Below are 23,306 nucleotides of genomic sequence, written 5' to 3'. Positions count from 1 at the left end.
GAAAGCCCTGAACAGGTCAGGGCTTTCTGCAGTGTATAAGAATGGAGGTTTATTCAGATACAGGATTTTTTTTCAGGTTACGCATGAGTAAGTTCAAGGTTTCACGATGGTGTGAAAGACGCTGTTCAACCAATTGGAATTCAACTTTTAATTTGTCATCCATTTGGTGGATTTTTTCAGCTACTGATGCTTTTTTCGCCTGAATTTCTTGCTCTTTTAACTTTGCCCAATCGTTCAGAGTCTGAGTAAAGGCATCATATTCTTGCGAAATACGGCTTTTAACTTGGCCAATGTCATCATTTACATTGTGTCCATAGACCGCCAAGTCTTGCTCTGCATATTTAAAACGCATCGCCAATTCTGCTTTTTTAATATTAAAGCTTGGAATACGGCGTAAGTTTTTCGCTAAGCCCAACTTCGAGCATGTCCAAATTAACCATTTGGTTGGGTCATATTGCCACCATTTTACGCCATTACGATAATCGTATTGGAAAATATGGTGATAGTTATGATAACCCTCGCCCCAAGTGGCAATGGCTAACCAGAAGTTATCACGCGCGGTGTTTTCGTCAGTATAAGGACGTGAACCCCACATGTGGCACAGCGAGTTAATAAAGAAGGTAACATGGTGGCTTAAAATCAGACGCATTAAACCGCCCAATAGCAACACACCCCACATATCACCAACAGCCCAGCCAATTGGCACTAAAATGCCAACATGAACTGCAATTACCATTGGCACATAATATTTGTGCTGGAACATCACCAATTTGTCATTTAACAAATCTGGCGCATTTTTAAAGTTTGGCTCTGCGGCAGGATAGTCACGTAACATCCAGCCCATGTGCGCATACCAAAAGCCGTTATTAATTGAATATGGGTCTTTTTCGACGTCATCGACATGACGGTGATGGGTACGGTGACCTGAACCCCAATACAGAATACTGTTCTGAACGGCAAATGTTCCCATAATCATTAAAATGATTTTCAAGGGAAGGGTAGCTTCATAAGCACGGTGTGCCCATAAGCGGTGATAACCTGCTGTAATACCCAAGCTACTTACGCCAAGTAATACAAACATACTGATCCAAGCGGCAAGGCTAAAATCATGGTGATACGCATATAACGGAATCGCGATAACAGCTACAATGGGTAAAACCACCAGAGCAAACACAGCGACCCAGTTAATTGGGGCTTGAGGTAGGGGAGCATTCATCTCCAACAGCACTCCTAGAACCTTGGGAGGTATAAATGGACCTTAATCCGTTACAACGTTATGACCGATCTGTAGATTGAAATCATAGTATTAAGTTTTATGGGGATTAATTTTTTCGCATATTAGCATGAGCGTATTCACGATCACAGCATTATTGTACAGTTGTATTGTACTGGGTGGTAACAGAATATAATGGCTTCTGCGAGATTTTACGGAGTTATGGTATTCGGCAGCCAAACAAGCACAATAAATCAATTATTTATCCATCAAAATATTTGAGGTTGTGCCGCTTACAAGTGTTGCATCATCAGTTTAGGATAATCGGTAATTAAACCCTGAACACCCAAATCTTTAAGCTGTTTGGCACGTTCAATTTGGTTGACTGTCCAAACACTGATATTCAGCTGGGCTTGTTGTGTGGCCTGAATGAGTGCATTGGTTGCGAGTTCATTCATCCAACCAATTTGGCAACAGCCTAATGCTAAAGCCTGGTCAATCGCTTGATATTGCAAATTATCTTCAACCAATAAACCACGTTTAAAGCGTGATTTTTGTTGTTGCAAGGCCCAATGAATTTTTGTATCAAAACTGGTGATGATGGCGTTGTGTTCAAAACCCTTCAAATGTTGCTCTAAACTTTGGGTAATTTTTTCAGCATCGGCATGCGAGTTGACTGCTTTAACTTCGACTTCAATATGATCAAAATTTTGAATAATGGTCATGGTTTGATTGAGTAGGGGTGTGGTTTCAACTTTATTCCAATTTGACCACATCACCGCATGATTGTAATGGTTTAAATCTTCCAGACTACATTCATACAGTGCTTTGTCTTGTCCTGTGGTGCGAATGAATTGATCATCATGCATGACCACCAAAGCATTGTCTTTGAGTTGACGTACATCAAACTCTACTGCACGAATGCCAATATTTTGAATATATTCAAAACCACCAAGCGTGTTTTCAGGCGCTTCGCCACGCGCACCACGATGACCAATTATGCGCATAATGTGCTCATGAATTGAAAGTTTGCTTTCATTTTGCAAGTACGACGTGACAGAGGGATGACAACTCTTATTTTGGTCAGATGGTGTGAAAATTCAAGCACCATCTGCTGTGATTTTTTAGATGTAAAATCAGGACTTTATTTTAGTTTCCGATGTCAGTTACTAATGCTGTCATTGATATTTTTTTGCCAAAGTACTTCGCTGCCACCTTCGGCGCGTTGCAAGCTGCGCGATGCGACAAATAGCCAGTCAGACAGTCGATTTAGTAATTGCAAAGACGGTGCTTGAATATTTTGATCACGGTTGTGGACGGTCATTAAACTGCGTTCTGCACGGCGGCATACGGCACGGGCTTGATGTGCATAACTGCATGCCAATGTACCTGCAGGCAGAATAAATTCTTTGAGCATTGGCAGGCTTTCATTCATGCGGTCAATGTCTTGTTCTAGGAACTCAATCGCAAGTGGTTGTACGAGATGGTAATTGGGGATACAGACTTCACCGCCTAAATCGAATAGCCAGTGCTGAATCAGGCTAAGCGATTTGTCCCAAGTGTTTTTGTCTTGAATGTTGCTATGTGTAATTTGTGAGCGCAATACGCCAATGCAGGCATTGAGTTCATCGACATCGCCCAGTGCATGAATGCGTAAGTCGTCTTTGGCGACACGTGAGCCATCGCCCAGTCCTGTTGTGCCTGAGTCGCCTGTTCGGGTGTAGATTTTGCTTAAACGGTGGCCCATAACTTTTCCTTAGGTTGAAATGAAAAAAAGGATAATGTCGGTCATTACATTATCCATAAACTGCGCTGTTTTAAAGTTTTTGTTGTTATGCGGGTTTTAGTAGCGGAAAGTTACGCCTGCTGAAGCTAGGCGGCCACCATTCACATAATAGTATCCGCTACCATAGGATGTCGTTTTGTATTCAACATCACCAATATTCTGAATATTCGTGAATAATTTAACGTTAGGATTTACATTCCAGAATGCATTTACATCAACAGTGGCATATCCTGATATAGTGCTATTTTTAGGTCTAGATTTAGCTGAAAGTGATGCACTAATACCATACATCTCGTTTTGTAAACCTGTAGTGAGTGTCAAACTTTGACGTGGTCGACGGCTTAAATCTGTATCATTGCTTTTATCTTTTGGCTGAACATAAGCATAAGAAAGATCTAAAACTAAATCATCTTGTGCCCAGTTTAAATTGAACTCACCACCAGTAAAAGTCGCTTTTTTAACATTTAATAATTGACCTTTATATGTTACTGGATCAGTTATATAAGTAATTAAGTCTTTAACTTCGTTACGATACGCAGATAATCCCACTGTAAGACTATCTGTAATTTTTTGATCTAGACCAATTTCATAAGAAATGCTTTCTTCTGGTTTGAGTTCAGGATTTGCTCCCCAACCAATCGCATAAAGATCATTATTTGTTGGAGCACGGAAAGCTGTTCCAATATTGGTATAAATACTTGTGGCTGGGAGAATTTGATATCGTGCTGCAACCTGACCTACGGTATGTGTACCAAAAGCTTCATTATCCTCAACACGAAGACCCACCTGAGTATTCAAATGATTGTTCTGATATTGATGCTGGATAAAATATCCTGTGCTACTAGCATCTTTATCATATTGAACTGTATTCCAACCTAGCGAAAGTAAATCAGTTTTAGTATTTCGATGTGACACACCAGCCATCATATTTTGATGAGGGGTAAATTGCCATTTAGAATATAATTCTGCTTCTTGTGTTTTATTATGAATAAAATCAGCAGTTTCATTTTGAGAAAGGTTATCTTTAAACTGCGATACACGAGCATTGACTGAAATTGTATCGTTGATATTTATACGACCTTTTAAATTAATGATTTCGTTTTTAAAGTCTTGGGACTTATTGATTAAATCTAGTAATTGAGTATAAGAAGGGTTGAAAATACCATCTGTATAGACTGAAGTGCCTTCATTTTGTGAATAGTCTATAGATGCAGCATATTGCTTTTGTTCAATACCAAATTTTGCACTAAAGCCTTCTTGATCATAGGCACCGGTTTTAGCATTCGAATTTTTAAAATCGGTAACTTGAGTGCCGTCTGATTCTAAATGCTGACCACGAACTTGTGCATAAAAACCATTTTCAGCCAAGTCAGCACCTAAAACAGCTTTATAAGTATTATTTTCACCTATTTCTCCTGTAATAAAAGCACTTGTTTTTTCAGGAGTCTTTGAAATGAGTTGCACGACACCACCAATAGCATCTGTACCATAAAGAACAGACGCAGGACCTTTGAGTACTTCAATTTGTTTAATGTCGGTAGTATCAATAAATGAAAGGGAGGCAGAGCCAGCAGACCCTGTATTGAGGCGAACCCCATCGCGAAGTACTAAAGTATGAGTTGAGTTTGTCCCTCTAGTAAAAATTGAAGCCGTTTGACCATACCCACCATATTGCATCATATCAATAGATGCATCACTCATAAGCAAATGAGGTAATTCAGCAATTGGCGACTGTTCCAAAATTTTTGGCTCAATAATATTAATCCGCGCAGGCACATTACCAATTTTTTCTTCAGAACGAGTTGCCGTAACAACAAGCGTATCTAAAGCAGCATTCACCACACGCTGATCTTGCGATTCTGCAGCAAAAACTGAAGTTGAAAAACCCATTGCAAGCGCAATTGCGCCCACTAAAGCAGTAGGCTGAAAAAGAGTAGACATGACTTTGCTCCATACATTCACCCCACGTGAATGATTGAGTTAAGGGCACAACAAGCAGGTCTCCGGACTTCAATGTGCCAAGCATCTTCTAATTTATGATTGCTTCGCTATATATCCACCTTCCCATATTGTTCATACAGTGGTGTAAATCATAAGATTTAAATTGATATACGTTTCATGGTTACCGTTGCGGGGGCAGTGTTGGACTTTCACCAACTTCCCTAAAGCTCAAAGCTAGAACTCGTTGCATTTGCGCGAAGTATAAAGTCTGTATGCCATTTAAACAACGGAAATGCAGAATAATCCGCCTGAACTTCACTCAACCCCTTAAAATTGCATTACAATGATTCGCCCCAATATCTGATTCTGTGAGTGTGAACAGACAATTTAAAAGTCACGCACAGCAAGATCAGCAAAATGAAGATTGAAAATCAGGATTAGAGTCCAAAACGATGCGTACCCGTGCCAAAATTTGCGGAATCACGCGAATTCAAGATATAAACAGTGTTGTGCATGCGGGTGCAGATGCAATTGGCTTGGTGTTTTATCCTCCAAGTCCACGCAATGTGAGCATTGAGCAAGCACAAGGCTTGCTGCAACACATTCCCGCTTATGTGCAAGTGGTTGGTTTATTTGTCAATGCAACGGCAGAAGAAATAGCCGCTGTACTGAAACAAGTACCTTTAGATATTCTGCAATTTCATGGTGATGAAACACCCTTGCAATGTCAGCAAATAGCACAGCAAGTTGGACGTCGATGGTACAAAGCCATTCAGGTCAAACCTGATTTAAATGTGTTAGATGCGATAAAAAGCTATCAACAAGCAGGTGCAAGCGCAGTATTATTAGACGCGTGGCATCCTGAACTCAAAGGTGGAACAGGACACAGTTTTGACTGGTCAAAATTCCCCAAACTCGATATTCCTTTAATTTTGGCGGGTGGTTTAAACCCTGAAAATATTGAAGATGCAATTCAGACGACTCAAGCCTATGCCGTTGATGTCAGTGGCGGAGTTGAGTCTGCAAAAGGTATTAAAGACCAACAACTCATAGAAAACTTCATGCAAGGAGTCCAACGTGGATCAGCAAAGTACAAATCACAATAACTCAGTGATTGACTATACCCAATTCCCAGATGCAAAAGGGCATTTTGGTATCCATGGCGGACGTTTTGTGTCAGAAACGCTGATGGCGGCTTTACAAGATTTAGAAAAATTGTATTTCCGCATGAAAGATGATCCGCAGTTTTTGGCAGAATTCGACCGCGATCTCGCCTACTATGTAGGTCGTCCTAGTCCTTTGTATTATGCTGAGCGATGGTCAAAAGAGTTGGGGGGGGCGCAAATTTACTTAAAACGTGAAGATTTGAACCATACTGGCTCACATAAAGTGAATAACACCATTGGTCAGGCACTGTTGGCAAAACTGTCTGGCAAAAAACGCATTATTGCCGAAACAGGTGCCGGTCAGCACGGTGTAGCAACCGCGACCATTGCCGCTCGTTTAGGCTTGGAATGTGTGGTGTTCATGGGTGCAGAAGACGTCAAGCGTCAGGCCATGAACGTGTACCGTATGCGTTTACTTGGTGCAACTGTTGTACCTGTAGAAAGTGGCTCAAAAACCTTAAAAGATGCCATGAACGAAGCCATGCGTGACTGGGTCACCAATGTTGACTCTACATATTACGTGATTGGTACAGTCGCTGGCCCACACCCATATCCACAATTGGTACGTGATTTCCAGTCAATTATTGGTCGTGAAGCACGTCGTCAAATTCAGGAGCAGGCAGGTCGTTTACCTGACGCACTTGTGGCGTGTGTTGGTGGTGGTTCCAATGCGATGGGCTTGTTCTATCCATTCCTGAACGATGCCGAAGTGAAAATGTACGGTGTCGAAGCTGCAGGTTTGGGCATTGAAACAGGCAAACACTCTGCACCATTGAATGCAGGACACGTAGGCGTATTACACGGCAACCGTACTTATTTAATGTCGGATGCACAAGGTCAGATCATCGAAACCCACTCTATTTCTGCAGGTCTGGATTATCCAGGGGTAGGGCCAGAGCACAGCTTCCTGAAAGATATGCACCGTGTTAATTATGTGCCAATCAATGACCAAGAAGCCTTGCAAGGTTTCCGTGATTTAACCCGTATTGAAGGGATTATTCCTGCTTTGGAAAGCTCGCATGCTATGGCTTATGTGAGCAAGCTTGCACCAACGATGGATAAAGACCAAATTATTATTGCAACCGTTTCAGGTCGTGGTGATAAGGACCTAATGACTGTTGCCCGCATTGATGGCGTGGAAATGGTGGATATGTAAATCGCAAGCTGCTTGAAATAAAGCATGCTGTATTTCAATTCAATCGTGCTGAAGCAATTCGGCACGATTTTTTATTTGGAGAATTAAAAAATTCTCGCTACTTTAAATGATCAAGCTTAAAAATCATCAACCCTAAAAGCCATCAAGCTTAGGATATTTGCGTAGGAGCCGGATATGCCCAGTTTATTTATCGTGATGTTAGGTGGGTGTCATGCGCGAGCCAATACCGAAGTGCATGATGTGGTACTTGCAGTAGGCGATTCTTTGGAACAGATCTATCCGCAACTTAAGCAGGCTTGGTTTGCAGAGCCGAAAGGTTTGCATATTGATGCATGGGCGCAAATTAATGGTGTTGCGTTTGAAGGCAAATCTTACTATTTAAAATTTACCGATGCGCAGCCGAATCAGGTAGAAAACCGACTGTATTTAATTAATTTAGGTGGATATGATCCGCGAGAGTTTGGTGAGTTACATCGTTATGTTTTGGTGGTGGCGCAAAACCCAATGGTGGCAAAACAGCGTGGTAAAGCCTATTTTGCTCAGCACTGGCAAAAACAACATACCGATCGGGTATTAGAAGTGGATGATTGTATTGCGATAGATCAGGTGCATGGTCGCTATGTGCAATTGGTTGAAGGGTCATTTTCAGGCAATCGCTGGGAAAATACCTATCTGACTTTGAAGGCTGATGCTTAAAAGTATTCAGAATATTGAGGCAGAAATAGATTAATTTATGTTTTGTATATTTAGTAAGCGCTCAGGCCTTAAAATGGTAAAACAATCTATGTTTTTATAGTTTTTTGAACAAAATCATAAGCTGCGGGTTTTTTGTACATGCATTTGTAGGCATAATACGACCAAAGATGAATTGTTTTTAGACAACAGGGAATGTCTTCAATGGATTTAATTCAGGCGAATGGACAACCGCATTATGGACGCTTTAGTGAACTTCCCAAAAAAATTGATTATCAGGCTTACCAATATAAATCACCGTATGGTGAGGTATTGTCAGGTTGGCGTAAGCGATTAAAATATAAAAAGTTTAAATTTTGTAGTATTCAACACGAACACTATACCATTGGGCTTGCGATTGCCGATATTGCTTGGGCAGGGCACGGTTTTGTCTATATTTATAATCACATGACGGGAGAAGTACAGGAATGGAATGCGATTAATTTATTATCGCGTAATACTGTTTTAGATGAGCAACCGTTATTTAATCAAAGTTTTTTTGAAAAATCGCCATTTCAAATTGAAATTCAACATGCCAATGGTGTGCGTTATATCCGCGTGACCAAATACGGTGAAATAAAACTCAGTGCGCGGATATTTTGTGCAGGCACAGACCCGCTGAGTATGTGTAGCCCAACGGGTATTAATGGTTGGACTTACACCCAAAAACTGACCACGCTCGGCTGTGAAGGCTATTTTGTCAATAAAACCGGACAAACCATTCAATTCCATGAGCGCACCTTTGCTTCTTTAGATGACACCTGCGGGTTTTTACGTCCTGAAACGGCATGGTTTTGGTTGTCGTGTAACTTCTGGGATACCGAAAACCGTCGTGTAGGCTTGAATCTGGCGTCTGGAGTGAATGAAAGTTTTGGCAATGAAAACTGTTTGTGGATTAATGGGGTGCTGTATCCATTAACAGATGTGTTATTCCAACTTGAAGATGATGGTTCGTGGAGTATTCGTTCACTGGATCATCGCTTGAATTTAACTGTTAGTACTGGTTGGCGCCGTTATGAAAACTTGAATTTGCGTCTAGTCGGCAGTCAGTTTAGCCAATGGCAAGCCAAAATTAGCGGTACTATTCAACAAAATGGCACCGAAATTATTTTGTTAAACGAATACGGCTTGCTTGAACAGCATTATGCCAAGTGGTAGGGCAGGTTTTTAACTAAGATTGTACGTCACCACTTGCAGATCAATCCTGTGATTTCATCTACCACTCAATTGAAACGCCATTGAGTTTTTACATAATCTGCAAAAAAAGTCGCATTATGCAATTTCACTATGCGTTCAGAATTGGCATGATACTGCGAAATATATCAAGGTGAGTTTCACATGGCACAAGGTCTTTTGGCGGGTAAGCGTTTTTTAATTGCTGGTATTGCAAGTAAATTATCTATCGCATTTGGTATTGCAGAAGCATTGCATCGTGAAGGTGCAGAATTAGCATTTACTTATCCGAATGAAAAACTCAAAAAACGTGTTGATGACTTCGCTGCACAATTTGGCTCAAGCATTGTATTGCCTTGCGATGTAGGTGTAGATGCAGAAATTGAGCAAGCTTTTGCTGACTTGGCAAAGCACTGGGATGGTTTGGATGGTTTGGTTCACTCGATTGGTTTTGCACCTGCGCATACTTTAGACGGTGACTTTACCGATGTTACAGATCGTGATGGTTTCAAAGTTGCGCATGATATTAGTGCTTATAGCTTTATTGCGATGGCACGTGCTGCAAAACCATTATTACAAGCACGCCAAGGTTGCTTATTGACTTTGACGTATCAAGGTTCTGAGCGCGTGATGCCAAACTACAACGTCATGGGTATGGCAAAAGCATCTTTAGAAGCGGGTGTACGTTACTTGGCTTCAAGTTTGGGTGCTGAAGGTATTCGTGTAAATGCAATTTCTGCAGGACCAATTCGTACGCTTGCAGCTTCAGGTATTAAATCGTTTCGTAAAATGTTAGACCTGAATGAAAAAGTTGCACCTTTAAAACGCAACGTGACCATTGAAGATGTCGGTAATGCTGCACTATTCCTCTGCTCACCATGGGCCAATGGTATTACCGGTGAAATTCTGTATGTCGATGCAGGTTTTAACACCGTGGGTATGAGTGCAGAATTAATGCTAGATGCTGAATAAGCATTGCATCAAGCAGATAGAACCGAAGTTTAGACTTCGGTTTTTTTATCGCTGCATTTTAAGCAAGAGGTATTTTGCAGATTGCTGTAATTTTATTTTCTTCTTTGGCGCATCTGCTGCTATAAATAGATGAGTTGACAATATTTCAAAATAAAACTGGGTTTTAGGTCTTAAAAATGAATGCGGAACAATTGCAAAAAACGTTACATGCCAGTCAATATGCAGAACAAGTCTTGGCAAATCACGAAAGCCTGTTACAGCAGGATTATGCAATTGACCAATTTCTAAAACCGCTGAGCGCAGACTATATTCATCAACTGGTAATTTCGACTTTACAAGACATTCAAGATGAAACCTTGTGGATGAAAACCCTGCGAATTTTACGCGCGCGTTTAATGTTTCGCTGGATTTGGCAAGATGCCAACCAACTCACCGATGTGGTGACGTTGACGCAGGAACTTTCAGACTTTGCCGATATTTGTGTGCAAGTTGCCAAAGATTTTGCGCGGATTCCGTTGGTTGCCAAGCATGGCGAACCGATGGGATATAACGGCAAAGTCCAAGACCTGATTGTGGTCGCCATGGGCAAGCATGGTGCGCAGGAATTGAATTTATCCAGCGACATCGACCTGATTTTTGCCTTTGATGAACAAGGTGAAACCAATGGACGCAAGTGTATTGAAGTGCAGCAATTCTGCATCTTATGGGGACAAAAACTGATCTATCTATTAGATCATATCACCGCCGATGGTTTTGTTTTTCGTGTCGATATGCGTTTACGTCCGTGGGGCGATGGTTCAGCATTGGCAATTAGCCACGTGGCATTGGAAAAATATTTAAGTCAGCATGGACGTGAATGGGAACGCTATGCTTGGATTAAGGCACGTATTATCACAGGCGGGCAAGAAGGTCATGAATTACTGCAAATGACCCGACCTTTCGTATTCCGCAAGTATGTCGATTACACCGCCTTCGAAGCTATGCGCGAAATGAAAGCTATGATTGAACGCGAAGTGCAGCGCCGTAATATCGAAGACAATATTAAATTGGGCGCAGGTGGAATTCGTGAAGTTGAATTTATTGTGCAGGTTTTTCAGCTAATTTACGGTGGTTCAAAACTAGAATTACAAGATCGCCAGTGTTTGGTGAGTTTGCGCCATTTGGGCGAAGCCGAATTGCTAGAACCGCAAGCCGTACTTGATTTGGAAGATGCTTATTTATTCCTACGCCGAGTTGAACATGCCATTCAAGCCTTGAATGATCAGCAAAGCCAAGCTTTACCAACCGAACCTGAGTTACGTGCACGCATTAGCGATACTTTGGGCTTTGCCGATTGGGATAGCTTTATGCAGACCCTAAATGAAAAACGTGCCAAAGTCATTTATCAGTTTGAACATTTAATTAAAGAAAATGAACCCGATTCTTTGCTGGAAAATTACAGTCAGCTAGAAAAACAGCTCGATGCGGTATTGGACGACCAAGCGAAAAATTTAGTGCATGAGTTCTGGTATGGACATGCCACTAAAAAACTCACCGCCAAAGCTTTGCAGCGTTTAAAAACCTTTTGGCCACACCTGATTGAGGCGGTGTTACAGTCGGAAAACCCACAGATGGCGCTAATGCGTTTAATGCCATTGGTTGAATCTGTACTGCGTCGTTCCGTGTATTTGGTCATGTTGATTGAGAGTAAGGGCGCTTTACAACGCTTGGTGAAAATGGCCACGGTCAGCCCATGGATTTGTGAAGAATTGACGCAATATCCTGTGTTGCTAGATGAGTTTTTGTCTATGGATTTTGAATTGCCAAAACGCAGCGATTTGGAAGATTCTTTGCGCCAACAATTGTTGCGCATTGAACTGGATGAAGTCGAAGACCTCATGCGGGTGCTACGTTTATTCAAAAAATCCAACGTATTGACCGTTGCAGCGAGCGATGTACTAGCAGAAAGTCACTTAATGAAAGTGTCAGATGCTTTAACTGATATTGCCGAAGTGACCGCAAATGCAGCCCTGCAACTAGCCTATCAAATGATTGTCAAAAAGCATGGTTATCCACTAGACAGTGAAGGGCAGCGTTGTGGTTTAGAGCATAACGCTTTTGCCATTATTGGTTATGGCAAAGTGGGTGGCATTGAACTGGGTTACGGCTCAGATTTAGATGTAGTTTTTATTCACAACATGGATGAACAGGCCGATACTGATGGTATTAAACCCATCAGTGGCTTTGAATTTGCCATGCGGGTAGCGCGTAAATTTGTATCTTTAATGACCACGCAAACTTTAGATGGTCGCGTTTATGATGTCGATACCCGTTTACGTCCTTCGGGAGATGCGGGTTTATTGGTGACCAGTTTACGGGCCTTTGAGCAATATCAACTGAAAAGTGCATGGCTGTGGGAGCATCAGGCTTTGGTGCGTGCGCGCAGTATTGCGGGAGATCAAGATTTACGTGACAAGTTTGAAGTGTTGCGTTGTAAGATTTTAACCCAGCCGCGTGACGAAGCTTATGTCCGCAGCGAAGTGCTGAAAATGCGTCAAAAAATGAAAGATCATTTGGGTTCATCTAAAGAGCAAAAAAAAGATGGAATTTTTCATTTAAAACAGGATGCAGGTGGTATCGTTGATATCGAATTTATGGCACAGTATGCGGTATTAGCCTGGAGTGGGTCGAATCCTGATCTCGCCCATTATTCCGACAACGTAAGAATCCTTGAAGATGCCGCAAAAACAGGTTGCTTATCCAGCGACGATGCGACAGCATTGATTCAAGCTTATCTCCGTGAACGAGCCGAAAGCCACCGCTTAGCCCTTGCAAATCAATCCATGCAAGTCAATGCTGCGGACTGGTACGATACCCGTGAGGTCGTTTGCAAGTTATGGCAAAGATTAATTGATCCGACTGCAATGTCTGCGTTGGATTAAAATGACTATTGTATAAACATTTGGAGTGTGTGCCATGAATTTGGCTGATCGTGATGGTTTTATTTGGCAAGATGGACAATTGGTTGACTGGCGTGATGCAAAAATTCACGTCTTAACGCATACCTTACACTACAGTATGGGTGTGTTTGAGGGTGTCCGCGCTTATGAAACGCCAAACGGAACTGCGATTTTCCGTCTTCAGGACCATACTAAGCGTTTGTTAAACTCTGCAAAAATCTATCAAATGAAAGTACCATTTGATCAAGCAGCTCTAGAACAGGCGCAAATTGATGTGGTACGTGAAAACAAACTTTCATCGTGCTATTTACGCCCTTTAATCTGGATTGGTTCTGAAAAACTGGGTATTGCTGCAACCAATAACACCATTCATGCTGCGGTTGCGGCTTGGGGTTGGGGGGCATACTTGGGTGAAGAGGCAATGGCTAAAGGCATTCGCGTTAAAACTTCATCATTTACGCACCATCATCCAAACGTGACTATGTGTAAAGCCAAAGCTTCAGGTAACTACACCTTGTCTATTCTTGCACACCAAGAAGTCGCGCAAGCAGGCTATGATGAAGCCATGTTGATGGACCCACAAGGTTATGTATGCCAAGGTTCTGGTGAAAACGTATTCTTAATTAGAGATGGCGTTTTACACACACCAGACATCGCAGGCGGTGCTTTAGATGGTATTACGCGTCAAACAGTGATCACCATTGCTAAAGACTTGGGTTATGAGGTGGTTGAACGCCGTATTACACGTGATGAATTCTACATTGCCGATGAAGCCTTCTTTACAGGTACAGCAGCGGAAGTCACCCCAATTCGTGAATATGATGACCGTGTGATTGGTTGTGGTTCACGTGGCCCAATTACCACTGAAATTCAAAAAACTTTCTTTGATGCAGTTCAAGGTAAGAATGACAAATATGCACACTGGTTGACTTACGTTAAATGAGTCACGCTTGCGTGCCTGGGTGAAGAGAATTGACTCAGGTGTGATGACCCCATTCAGGCAGTGCTTGAATGGGGTTTTATTTTGTCTGCTATTACCTTATGAGCTCGCTAAACATCGAGCAAGATTTATCACTCACGTTAGCGATATAAATGAATAATCAATTATTTCTTCGTTGAGTTAGTGATGTGCAAATTTGATCTTAACGATAAATTTAGTTGCTCAAAACATAGGTTTTTTATAGCGAGAGGCAATCCCTGTAATTGGTGAGATTTGATGTTAAAAAGCGCTCAGTCTGTCGAATGTGATAGGAGATAGCGAATCAAATATGTGAAAAGTATAGTAAAAAATGGACTAAAAATGAGAATTTAACCATTCAGTTAAAAATAAACCGACTTAAAATGTAACAAAAGTTAAAATGAAGTTAAAGTAAAAATTCCATAAAAACAAAATCTTAATCTAGAAGTTAAGAAATATATTTTTTTATTATCCCTAAAATTTGGGTCACAAATTTTAGGGAGTGAGCTGCTCCCTAGTTTTTTGTGATGTCATTTAAAACAGTACTTTAATCATCCTAATTTACTGAAATTCAAGGTTTATTCAATATTGTGTGAAATAGCGCGTATAGATGGTTTTTTGTGAGAAATACCTAAAATGAAGAAGCTTGCTAAGGATTGAGTTTCAATAATTCTAACGATATCTCAAGCGAGTGAATGATTAAAAAATGGTTTTTTATAAGAGTTATGGAGAAATGAAATGTCTAAATTTATTAAAACAGCTGCAGCTGTGGTGGTTTTCGGCGCTTTTTCAACGGTAACAATGGCAGGTGGTGGCGGCAATCACGGTCCTAAACCAGACCCTAAGCCAACCCCAGTATGTAACGAAGGGCCTTGCACAGGAAGTATACCAATTCAAGTGACTGTACCTAAGCGTTGTGAGCTGAAAGTGAAAACACCAAGTATCTCATTAAAAGATGGTGCAGAAGCTTCAGGTCAATTTTTGGTTGGAGCGAATGCAGACTACAACTTATTAGTCGATACCGACAACCGTGTTGGTGGAGGCAAAACAACCAAATCTGAAGCTAAATCAGGTAGCCATGCCGTGGGCTTAACCGTTGAAACCAAGCGTACGGGTTCATCGTCTGTGATTAAGTTAAATGATCAGCAAACCAATATTGCGCCAGGCAGCAATGGCTGGAACACTTACAATGTCTTTGTTAAAAGTGACAGCGTAGGTATTTCTAAACCAGCGGGTACTTATACCGATAATTACAACATTCGAGTGTCATTCTAATACGTTTGAACTCAATCTGAATGAGTTGGCTTTGCCGATGGGTGGAGTCAACTTTTTAGTCTAAATAAATACAAAATAAGACATTGCTGGGGGAAGCATGAAACGATTATTGAAATATATGCTGATTGCAAGTTGCTTATGTGTAGAAGCTGTTTATGCAAACATGGTGATTTCACCTACACAAATGTATTTGGGCGATAAAGCACGACAACGCAGTGCAACGGTTGCGATGGAAGCTACCGATCTTGCAGAACCGAAAAGCTTTGAAATGTTTGCCTATAAATGGACGCAAAATGCTCAGGGTGAAGATGTACTAGAGCCAGATCAAGACCTTTTAATTAATCCAAAAAACTTTGTTTTACAACCTAATACGCAACAAATTATTCGTGTAGGTTTTAGCCGACCACTTTCGAAGGAAGAAATGGCGCAAGAAAAAACTTGGCGCATTGTTTTTAAAGAAATTGCTCCTGTAGTGGAAGAAGACGCCTTACAATTTTTATTCACAATTTCTGTTCCTTTATTTGTGGGTAAGCAAGAAGCCATTCAGGTAACAGCAACCCCGCGTTATCAAAATGATCATTTATTTTTAGAGATAGAAAATCATGCTGGATCGCATGTGCAAATTTCTTCAATCAGTATTTTGAATCAACAAAAACAACCTGTCGCAACTACTCGTGAAATGAAATATTTGTTGAATCAACAAAAGCACAGCTTTGATATGGGGCAAATCAAACTGAGTGATTTGAAAAATTACATACTCAAACTTGAAACAGATAAAAGTGAGCAAGCCATTGAGTTGAAAATGAAGGGCTAAATCATGCATAGAACTCGACTGTTTTTTGCGCTGCAAAGTGTCCTGTGGGGGATACCATTACAAGCCGCTGCTGCTCAGCCTGAAATGGTATTAAATAGTGTCTGGCTAAATGGCGTTGATCGTGTCGTTGAAAGTCTAGTATTGCAGCAGGACGGGCAACGTTATATGGAATGTGAAGTCTTGCAACAATTGGGTTTGCTGCAAGAGCGCTTACAAAAACACAGCGCACAAACTCAGTTCTGTTCTGTAAGCACCAATGAAATTCAGTCCGTGCAAGACGCTGCGCTGCAAGCCATTAAACTGACTGTACCAGCCAGCTATTTTATTGATGCACAATTTACCCAAACGCATGCGATTCCCTCAAAAGCGGACTTGGGTGGCTTTTTAAATTATGATGTGCTGTATGCACGTTATGATAATTACAATGAAATAAATGGCTTGGCGGAGCTTGGTATTTTTAAAGATTACTGGATTTTTAAAAATGCCATGATGTATCGCAAAGAGGTAGAACAAGATCAAGATAAGCTACTGCGTTTGAATACCAGTTTTGAAATAGAGTTTCCATCACGTTATCAGCGTTTAACCTTGGGTGATAACACAAGTGTTTATAATCCATTATTAGATACATTTAGATTTGGCGGTGTATCTTTTGGTTCAAATTTTAGTAGTTATCCAGATTTTATTTATTGGAATGTACCCACCTTAAGGGGGAGTGCTGTACTGCCATCCACAGTCGATTTATACATTAATGGTATCAATTTATATCAACAACAGGTTACGCCTGGACACTATAGCTTAAATACAGGTGCCAATATTCAGCAGTCGGGTGAGGCGCAGGTGGTGGTGGAAGATGTATTGGGTAACCGTACCGTGCAATCCTTTCCTGTCTATGTCACCACGCAATTACTCAAACCTGGGTTAAATGAATATAACTTTTCTGCAGGCAAGTTGCGTTATGACTATGACTACGTGTCAGATGATTATCGTGAGTTTTTTGGCAACCTTTATTTCAGACGCGGGATTACTGACAGCACGACCTTAGGCACTAATTTAAGTTACAGCAAGGATGTGCAAAATGTTGGTTTGTTATGGACGCAAGCTATCAACAAATATGCCTTGTTAGATACGCATGCAGCTTCTAGTCATAGTGACTGGGGCGATGGCTATACCTTTGGCGCTTCGCTAAGCCGTAGTGGAAGTTGGATTGCGCTTGGTGCAAGTCATAAATACTACAGTCCTGAATATCGCGGTTTGGGATATAGCAATACGACGCAAACAGTGGAATACGACAATTTAGCTTATGTCAGTATTTTTAATATTCCTTTAATCAACACCTTAAATGTGAATTATCTTGAGCGCCGTTATCATCCAAATGCAAATAATAGTTTTACAGATAGCCAAATGCTTACAGTCGGTTTTTCTCGTATGTTGGGACGTCAAACTTCACTGTCGTTTTCTTATTATAAAGACTTGAAAATGCAGGATAGCGACGGAGCCTATTTAACGCTGAATTATCAATTTGACCAACGCCGCAGTGCGCAGCTTTCACATAATTTTGAAGAACAAACCCAGTTACGTTATGCGCAAAGCAGCCTAACTCAAAATGGTGTGGATTACACGCTTGCTGTGCGCCATCAGCAAGCTGAAGGGGATATTGGTGTAAATGCGTATACAGCCCTGAAAATGCCGATGGGCAATTTATATTTAAGCCACGATGAAAGCGAGCGCTTTAGTTATAGTCAAGCCAATTATCAGGGTGCGGTGGTGTGGTTAGACCGAAAATGGGCCATGACCAAATATGTAGACAATGCTTTTGCTTTGGTGAATGTTAGTGATATTCCTAATGTGGAAGTACTGCGTGCGTTAACGCCTGTTGGTAAAACCAATCAACACGGCTATGTATTTGTGCATGATATTGTACCTTACGTCAATTACGACGTGGCTTTTGATCAAGACCAGTTAGACATGTATGACAGCTTTGAATATTCAAGCCAAAAAGTGATTGGTATGAATCAACGTGGTTATAAAGTGAATTTTCCTGTGCAGCGTACAGGATTGATTATATTGCGTTTACTTACGCCAGATCAGCAGACATTTGTGCAGGGAAGTGAGGTGTATTTAAGTCGTGATACCACTGAGTTTGTACCTGTGGGCAGTGATGGAAATGTACATTTATATGGTGTGAAACCCGGCAGCTATACGCTAAAAGTCAAAACCAAAGGTGGAAAGATTTGCCATAGCCAGCTTGAAGTACCTCAAGTTAAAGCTGGCACGGTTCCGCAAACAACGCAAATGGATTTGATTTGTCAGTAAGCATGTCAGCATGATGAGTGAGGGTGAGAAAAATGAAAAGATTAGAGATCGTAAAAAAAATAAGCCTGTTGTTGTGTGGCTGTTGGGTCTGTGTTCCTGCACAGGCCTGCACCATTGGTTCGGTGAGTGAGTCTTTATTGCAAATGAGCGCTCAATACCGTAGTCAGACGGCAACCAGTTTTAATGTGCACTGTGATCGGGGTTATAGCATTCAGTTTAGTAGTCGTAATTTACGGGACAAGCACGGCAGCAGTTTTGTAAATAATGGTGCTCACCGTTTACGGACCAGTATGCGCATTATGGGTGCAAAAAATAATCTGTGGAATACGCCAATTGAAGGAAAGGCTTCTGCATCAGGGCATAAATACAGTGTAGCGGTACAGTTAGATGAACAGCCGAGTTTGACAACGCCAGCAGGACGCTATACCGATGAGTTATATGTTAACTTACTGTTTTAGATGTTTTGATTTATAACAGACTCAAGATGATGTATTGAGCAGGTCGGTATTGAATATTTGCTTTTTTCATGTGTTATTAGGCTAAATGACAGCAAATTATGGGGGTTGCTAGCTTTTTAAAATTGAAAAAAATGACAAACGTGTCACCAAAGCATCATATTATTGCAATGCTGCTGTATTAGGCTAACGAGCATAAAATAAGAATTGAGCAGAAAGGCGATGAGTAATGTATTGGCAAAGCAGAGCAGTAAATTAGAGCGTTACAGCGATGCGTTTAAATTTTATTTCAAACAAAATCAAAAACAAAAAAGCAGCCAACCTACTTCTGATCTATCAGACCTTGTCCGCCCACGTTTAAAAATTGCCCTTGTGACAGAAACCTGGCCACCCGAAATTAATGGTGTAGCACGTTCATTGCAGCAATTGTGCAAAGGCTTACAGGCACTTGGACATAAAATTCTGCTCATACGCCCTGAACAAAAACAGCATGATGGTCAGTTTCAGCCCTATAAAGAATGTCTAGTTAAAGCCCAAGCGATTCCTAAATATCATAATTTGCAATTCGGCTGGCCACAGTGGTCTAAAGTTTCGCAGGCGCTAGATGAGTTTCAACCCGATGTGGTGCATATCGTCACTGAAGGTCCTTTGGGTCTAGCTAGTTTACAAATTGCAAAGTCCAAAAATATTCCAATATCGAGTGGTTTTCACTCTGCTTTTCAGGATTTTAGCCGTTTTTTCGATTTGGCATTTTTACTCAAACCCATTCAGCATTATCTAAAATGGTTTCATAACAATACCTTGCTCACTTGTGTGCCAAGTAGTCATACTGAAAAATCATTGCGTCAGTTTGGCGTGCAAGGGCCTCTGGTGGTGGTTGGGCGTGGTGTTGATGTCGAATATTTTTCCCCAGATTTTCGTTCGCCTCAACTTAGAGCGAGCTGGGGTGCCAGTGAAAACACGCGGGTGATGTTGTATGTAGGGCGTCTATCACCTGAAAAAGAAGTCAATCTTATTATTGATGCCTATCAGTGTATGCCAAAAAATACTGAACAGCCTGTGAAATTGGTGATTGTCGGGGATGGGCCAGACCGTGAGCATTTAGAAGCTATGAACACTCAGGGAGATATTGTTTTTACAGGTAGTTTAAGTGGCACAGCACTTGCACAAGCCTATGCCAGTGCCGATGTGTTTGCTTTTGCCAGTCAGGTCGAAACCTTTGGCAATGTCGTGTTAGAAGCCATGGCCAGTGGCTTGCCTGTCATTGCTTATGACTATGCTTGTGCACGTTTACATATAAAACCGAATGAAACAGGTTGGTTGAGTCCACTCGGTCAGCCAGAAAACTTGGTCGGTCATATCCACCGACTTCCCAATCTTACAACCCTTAGACAGATGGGCGAACGCGCCCGCAAAGCGACTTTAAATATTGGCTGGCAGTATCCAGTCCAACAATTTGAGCAGGCGTTATATCAGGTGGCGAAGGAGCTACACATGCCATCTTAGCTATACGCCAAAGAGGAGAGAACTGATGAAGTTTAAAAATGCAAAAATAAGAATGCTGGATCTCGACTTAAAAGGCTGTTTGTATCTTAACCATTTTTCCCACTCTCAGCGGGTGGCACAATTTTTTAAAGTCATTAGCCGTTTGGGCGACGGTGTGTTCTGGTATGTCATGCTCGCAAGTGCTTGGGTGATGCAGGGCATTGGCTATAGTTTACAAATTATTTATCTGTTATTAGGCGGTTCTGTTGGTACAGGTATTTATAAATATTTAAAACAAAAAACAGTCCGTCCGCGCCCATATCAGGTACACCAAGTGATTCGTTTGGGGGAACGTCCCTTAGATCATTTTAGCTTCCCCTCCGGTCACACTTTGCATGCAGTCATGACCACGACGGTTTTGGGTTATATCCAGCCAGTATTGTTGATGTTGATGTTGCCTTTTACGATTTTGGTGGCCATTTCCCGTATGATTTTAGGCTTGCACTATCCGAGTGATGTGGCGGTTGGGGCGATGATTGGCGGTGCAGTGGCGAGTGCGATTATTTTGGCCGCGCCTTATGTAAATATTGTTTTATAAGTCTGGATAAAACCAAATCGAAAATTCAGTGGAGAATGGCAGGCAGCCCATGCGAAATTTGTTAAAGTAGTCGCTGTCTTGACTAGAATAGGGAATACACATGGGTTTACGTTGGACAGACAGCATCGACATTGCCATTGAATTATATGAAGCACATCCCGATGTGGATCCACAATGGATTCGTTTTACCGATTTACACGCTTGGGTTTGTGCTTTACCAGAATTTGAGGATGATCCTGAAAAATCGACTGAAGGCATCTTGGAAGCCATTCAAATGGCGTGGATTGATGAAGCGCGTTAATTTAGCGGTATGAAGCAAGATTGATTTGCCGATCAAGGTCCTGCACAATGCGCTTCATATCGAAAAAAGCAATTTTTTTACACATCAAAAGCAGAAAATAGCCCATTATTCGGTATAATGCGGCAAAATTTTCGTGTCAACATTGACTTAAGGAGCCAATCATGGCTATTGAACGTACTTTATCTATCGTAAAACCAGATGCAGTTGCTAAAAACCACATCGGTGACATCTTTGCTCGTTTCGAAAAAGCTGGTCTTAAAATCGTTGCGACTAAAATGAAACACCTTTCTCAAGCTGAAGCTGAAGGCTTTTATGCAGAGCACAAAGAACGTGGTTTCTTTGGTGACCTAGTTGCGTTCATGACTTCTGGTCCAGTAGTTGTGTCAGTTCTTGAAGGTGAAAACGCAGTTCTTGCTCACCGCGAAATTTTAGGTGCAACAAACCCTAAAGAAGCTGCACCAGGTACAATTCGTGCAGATTTCGCTGTAAGCATCGACGAAAACGCTGCTCACGGTTCAGACTCAGTTGCATCTGCAGAGCGTGAAGTAAACTACTTCTTTGCTCAAACTGAAGTTTGCCCACGTACTCGTTAATACGCAGTATTCAAACCAGATAAGTGTTATTATGCTTATCTGGTTTTTTATTCTCTGATTTTTATTTTCTGAATAAACCTTTGCTCTCCTCTTGAGCTTCTCCTTTCATCTTTAGACATGGTTTAGGTATACACACATGAGTACAGAAGTCCTCGCTGCATCTTCAATAGATGTTCAGCAAGTATCTGCGTCCGCTCCTGCACAGTCTGCGACTGCAGAGAAAGTGAATCTACTTGGCATGTCACGTCCACAAATGGAAAAATTCTTTGAAGATTTAGGTGAGAAGAAGTTCCGTGCAGGACAGGTGATGAAATGGATTCACCAGTTTTTTGTCACAGATTTTGCCGAAATGACCAATATTTCAGGCAAGTTACGTGAAAAATTGGAAAAGATTTGTGAAATTAAAGCGCCTGAAGTGGTGCATAAAAATTATTCTAAAGACGGTACCCGTAAGTGGGTGTTTCGTGTGGGTGATGGCGAAGGCTCATTGGTCGAAACCGTTCTGATTCCTGCAGAAGACAAAACAGGCTCACGTAAAACCCTGTGTATTTCATCGCAAGTGGGTTGTGCGCTCGATTGTTCATTTTGTTCTACGGGCAAACAAGGTTTTCAGCGTGACCTGACTCAAGCCGAAATTATTGGTCAGTTGTGGATGGCAAACTATTCCTATATGGAAGATGTGCCTGTGATTGAGCGTGAGCGTTCAGTGACCAACGTGGTGATGATGGGTATGGGCGAGCCGTTGCTGAATTACGATGCCGTCTTGAATTCCATGCGCATTATGTTGGACGACTTTGCTTATGGTATGTCTAAGCGTCGTGTGACTTTATCTACTTCGGGTGTTGTACCTAAAATTGACCAATTGGCACAAGATATTGACGTGGCTTTGGCAATTTCTTTACATGCAACCAATAACCAACTGCGTGATGAACTGGTTCCTATTAATAAAAAATATCCGTTGGAACAATTAATCGCAGCTTGTCAGCGTTATATTGGTAAAGATGGCAACGAAAGCGCACGTAAACACGTGACCATTGAATATGTGATGTTAGATGGCGTAAATGACCATCCTGAACATGCGCAGCAAATGATTAAACTACTCAAGAACCTGCCAAGCAAGATTAATTTGATTCCATTTAACCCATTTCCACATGCGCCGTATGGACGTTCAAGCCGAAATCGAATAATTTCTTTCCAAAAAACTTTGTCTGATGCTGGTTTTGTGTGTACGATTCGTCAGACACGTGGTGATGATATTGATGCCGCGTGTGGGCAATTGGTCGGACAAGTGGCAGACCGCACCCGCCGTGCCGAACAGTGGAAAAAGAAAGTTGCAGCGCAAAATGAAATCATACGCTCGCAAGGATAATGACTTGTATAGATAAGTAACTTGCATCGAACGAAGACGCAAAGGGGATGTCCATTGAATAAGCCTG

General features: G+C 41.5%; 20 protein-coding genes and 1 riboswitch. Of the genes, 16 read left to right on the top strand and 4 right to left on the bottom strand.

Going from position 1 to position 23,306, the window contains the following annotated elements; genetic code table 11:
- Positions 1 to 49: 49 nt before the first annotated feature.
- From B2W49_RS01005 to B2W49_RS00990, 4 genes are all read right to left on the bottom strand, one after another.
- Complete coding sequence (locus B2W49_RS01005; RefSeq protein WP_291333736.1) at positions 50 to 1,216, bottom strand: acyl-CoA desaturase; 1,167 nt, start codon at positions 1,214 to 1,216, stop codon at positions 50 to 52.
- 290 nt (positions 1,217 to 1,506) lie between these two features.
- The gene (locus B2W49_RS01000; protein WP_291333734.1) at positions 1,507 to 2,220 is read right to left on the bottom strand and encodes a glycerophosphodiester phosphodiesterase; all 714 of its coding nucleotides are present in this window, start codon (positions 2,218 to 2,220) and stop codon (positions 1,507 to 1,509) included.
- A gap of 155 nt (positions 2,221 to 2,375) precedes the next feature.
- Positions 2,376 to 2,960 (bottom strand): cob(I)yrinic acid a,c-diamide adenosyltransferase, encoded by a 585-nt coding sequence (locus B2W49_RS00995; RefSeq protein WP_168418570.1) that lies wholly within the window; start codon positions 2,958 to 2,960, stop codon positions 2,376 to 2,378.
- A gap of 96 nt (positions 2,961 to 3,056) precedes the next feature.
- Positions 3,057 to 4,940, bottom strand: coding sequence for a TonB-dependent receptor plug domain-containing protein (locus B2W49_RS00990; protein WP_291333730.1), 1,884 nt, complete (start codon positions 4,938 to 4,940; stop codon positions 3,057 to 3,059).
- 36 nt (positions 4,941 to 4,976) lie between these two features.
- Positions 4,977 to 5,200, bottom strand: a riboswitch (cobalamin riboswitch).
- A gap of 192 nt (positions 5,201 to 5,392) precedes the next feature.
- Here B2W49_RS00990 and B2W49_RS00985 point away from each other — a divergent pair.
- The 16 genes from B2W49_RS00985 (at position 5,393) to rlmN (ending at position 23,239) form a co-directional block, all read left to right on the top strand.
- On the top strand, positions 5,393 to 6,046 hold the full coding sequence (locus B2W49_RS00985) for a phosphoribosylanthranilate isomerase (RefSeq protein WP_004975062.1): 654 nt from the start codon (positions 5,393 to 5,395) through the stop codon (positions 6,044 to 6,046).
- The gene (trpB, locus tag B2W49_RS00980) at positions 6,018 to 7,262 is read left to right on the top strand and encodes a tryptophan synthase subunit beta (protein ID WP_291333727.1); all 1,245 of its coding nucleotides are present in this window, start codon (positions 6,018 to 6,020) and stop codon (positions 7,260 to 7,262) included. Before B2W49_RS00985 ends, trpB begins: the two co-directional genes overlap by 29 nt.
- Before the next feature lie 174 nt (positions 7,263 to 7,436).
- Positions 7,437 to 7,958 (top strand): DUF1543 domain-containing protein, encoded by a 522-nt coding sequence (locus B2W49_RS00975; RefSeq protein ID WP_291333726.1) that lies wholly within the window; start codon positions 7,437 to 7,439, stop codon positions 7,956 to 7,958.
- Between the two features lie 201 nt (positions 7,959 to 8,159).
- Positions 8,160 to 9,152, top strand: a complete 993-nt coding sequence (locus B2W49_RS00970) for a DUF2804 domain-containing protein (protein WP_291333723.1) — start codon at positions 8,160 to 8,162, stop codon at positions 9,150 to 9,152.
- 180 nt (positions 9,153 to 9,332) lie between these two features.
- Positions 9,333 to 10,139 carry an enoyl-ACP reductase FabI gene (locus B2W49_RS00965; RefSeq protein WP_019836285.1) on the top strand — a complete coding sequence of 269 codons (807 nt, stop codon included), beginning with the start codon at positions 9,333 to 9,335 and terminating at the stop codon, positions 10,137 to 10,139.
- Between the two features lie 176 nt (positions 10,140 to 10,315).
- The gene (gene glnE / locus B2W49_RS00960; RefSeq protein WP_291333719.1) at positions 10,316 to 13,060 is read left to right on the top strand and encodes a bifunctional [glutamate--ammonia ligase]-adenylyl-L-tyrosine phosphorylase/[glutamate--ammonia-ligase] adenylyltransferase; all 2,745 of its coding nucleotides are present in this window, start codon (positions 10,316 to 10,318) and stop codon (positions 13,058 to 13,060) included.
- A gap of 34 nt (positions 13,061 to 13,094) precedes the next feature.
- Positions 13,095 to 14,021, top strand: coding sequence for a branched-chain amino acid transaminase (locus B2W49_RS00955; RefSeq protein WP_291333716.1), 927 nt, complete (start codon positions 13,095 to 13,097; stop codon positions 14,019 to 14,021).
- 753 nt (positions 14,022 to 14,774) lie between these two features.
- Positions 14,775 to 15,311 (top strand): hypothetical protein, encoded by a 537-nt coding sequence (locus B2W49_RS00950; RefSeq protein WP_291333715.1) that lies wholly within the window; start codon positions 14,775 to 14,777, stop codon positions 15,309 to 15,311.
- Between the two features lie 97 nt (positions 15,312 to 15,408).
- Entirely contained in the window at positions 15,409 to 16,125 is a 717-nt protein-coding gene (locus B2W49_RS00945) for a fimbrial biogenesis chaperone (RefSeq protein ID WP_291333712.1), read from the top strand.
- Between the two features lie 3 nt (positions 16,126 to 16,128).
- Positions 16,129 to 18,438, top strand: coding sequence for a fimbria/pilus outer membrane usher protein (locus B2W49_RS00940; RefSeq protein ID WP_291333710.1), 2,310 nt, complete (start codon positions 16,129 to 16,131; stop codon positions 18,436 to 18,438).
- A 32-nt stretch (positions 18,439 to 18,470) separates the two neighbouring features.
- Positions 18,471 to 18,896: a hypothetical protein gene (locus B2W49_RS00935; RefSeq protein ID WP_291333708.1), complete on the top strand. Its 426-nt coding sequence runs from the start codon at positions 18,471 to 18,473 to the stop codon at positions 18,894 to 18,896.
- A gap of 219 nt (positions 18,897 to 19,115) precedes the next feature.
- Positions 19,116 to 20,399, top strand: coding sequence for a glycosyltransferase family 4 protein (locus B2W49_RS00930; RefSeq protein WP_291333706.1), 1,284 nt, complete (start codon positions 19,116 to 19,118; stop codon positions 20,397 to 20,399).
- Between the two features lie 25 nt (positions 20,400 to 20,424).
- A complete protein-coding gene (locus B2W49_RS00925; protein ID WP_291333705.1) occupies positions 20,425 to 20,976 on the top strand; it encodes a phosphatase PAP2 family protein in 552 nt (183 codons plus the stop codon).
- Positions 20,977 to 21,076: 100 nt separating this feature from the next.
- Positions 21,077 to 21,277 carry a Fe-S cluster assembly protein IscX gene (iscX, locus tag B2W49_RS00920; RefSeq protein ID WP_019836293.1) on the top strand — a complete coding sequence of 67 codons (201 nt, stop codon included), beginning with the start codon at positions 21,077 to 21,079 and terminating at the stop codon, positions 21,275 to 21,277.
- 161 nt (positions 21,278 to 21,438) lie between these two features.
- Positions 21,439 to 21,870 carry a nucleoside-diphosphate kinase gene (ndk, locus tag B2W49_RS00915; protein ID WP_004975092.1) on the top strand — a complete coding sequence of 144 codons (432 nt, stop codon included), beginning with the start codon at positions 21,439 to 21,441 and terminating at the stop codon, positions 21,868 to 21,870.
- A gap of 136 nt (positions 21,871 to 22,006) precedes the next feature.
- Positions 22,007 to 23,239 carry a 23S rRNA (adenine(2503)-C(2))-methyltransferase RlmN gene (gene rlmN, locus B2W49_RS00910; protein WP_291333698.1) on the top strand — a complete coding sequence of 411 codons (1,233 nt, stop codon included), beginning with the start codon at positions 22,007 to 22,009 and terminating at the stop codon, positions 23,237 to 23,239.
- Positions 23,240 to 23,306 lie beyond the last annotated feature (67 nt).

Origin of the sequence: Acinetobacter sp. UBA801, assembly GCA_002296655.1 — a bacterium.
Taxonomy (GTDB): domain Bacteria; phylum Pseudomonadota; class Gammaproteobacteria; order Pseudomonadales; family Moraxellaceae; genus Acinetobacter.
The sequence above is the reverse complement of the archived record's forward strand: the minus strand, read 5'-3'. Positions and strand labels throughout refer to the sequence as shown.

Bases quoted from the DNA above. Each gene is read 5' to 3' on its own strand.
- B2W49_RS01005 (WP_291333736.1), bottom strand. From the start codon at position 1,216: ATGAATGCTCCCCTACCTCAAGCCCCAATTAACTGGGTCGCTGTGTTT.
- B2W49_RS01000 (WP_291333734.1), bottom strand. From the start codon at position 2,220: ATGCGCATAATTGGTCATCGTGGTGCGCGTGGCGAAGCGCCTGAAAAC.
- B2W49_RS00995 (WP_168418570.1), bottom strand. From the start codon at position 2,960: ATGGGCCACCGTTTAAGCAAAATCTACACCCGAACAGGCGACTCAGGC.
- B2W49_RS00990 (WP_291333730.1), bottom strand. From the start codon at position 4,940: ATGTCTACTCTTTTTCAGCCTACTGCTTTAGTGGGCGCAATTGCGCTT.
- B2W49_RS00985 (WP_004975062.1), top strand. From the start codon at position 5,393: ATGCGTACCCGTGCCAAAATTTGCGGAATCACGCGAATTCAAGATATA.
- B2W49_RS00975 (WP_291333726.1), top strand. From the start codon at position 7,437: ATGCCCAGTTTATTTATCGTGATGTTAGGTGGGTGTCATGCGCGAGCC.
- B2W49_RS00970 (WP_291333723.1), top strand. From the start codon at position 8,160: ATGGATTTAATTCAGGCGAATGGACAACCGCATTATGGACGCTTTAGT.
- B2W49_RS00965 (WP_019836285.1), top strand. From the start codon at position 9,333: ATGGCACAAGGTCTTTTGGCGGGTAAGCGTTTTTTAATTGCTGGTATT.
- glnE (WP_291333719.1), top strand. From the start codon at position 10,316: ATGAATGCGGAACAATTGCAAAAAACGTTACATGCCAGTCAATATGCA.
- B2W49_RS00955 (WP_291333716.1), top strand. From the start codon at position 13,095: ATGAATTTGGCTGATCGTGATGGTTTTATTTGGCAAGATGGACAATTG.
- B2W49_RS00950 (WP_291333715.1), top strand. From the start codon at position 14,775: ATGTCTAAATTTATTAAAACAGCTGCAGCTGTGGTGGTTTTCGGCGCT.
- B2W49_RS00945 (WP_291333712.1), top strand. From the start codon at position 15,409: ATGAAACGATTATTGAAATATATGCTGATTGCAAGTTGCTTATGTGTA.
- B2W49_RS00940 (WP_291333710.1), top strand. From the start codon at position 16,129: ATGCATAGAACTCGACTGTTTTTTGCGCTGCAAAGTGTCCTGTGGGGG.
- B2W49_RS00935 (WP_291333708.1), top strand. From the start codon at position 18,471: ATGAAAAGATTAGAGATCGTAAAAAAAATAAGCCTGTTGTTGTGTGGC.
- B2W49_RS00930 (WP_291333706.1), top strand. From the start codon at position 19,116: ATGAGTAATGTATTGGCAAAGCAGAGCAGTAAATTAGAGCGTTACAGC.
- B2W49_RS00925 (WP_291333705.1), top strand. From the start codon at position 20,425: ATGAAGTTTAAAAATGCAAAAATAAGAATGCTGGATCTCGACTTAAAA.
- iscX (WP_019836293.1), top strand. From the start codon at position 21,077: ATGGGTTTACGTTGGACAGACAGCATCGACATTGCCATTGAATTATAT.
- ndk (WP_004975092.1), top strand. From the start codon at position 21,439: ATGGCTATTGAACGTACTTTATCTATCGTAAAACCAGATGCAGTTGCT.
- rlmN (WP_291333698.1), top strand. From the start codon at position 22,007: ATGAGTACAGAAGTCCTCGCTGCATCTTCAATAGATGTTCAGCAAGTA.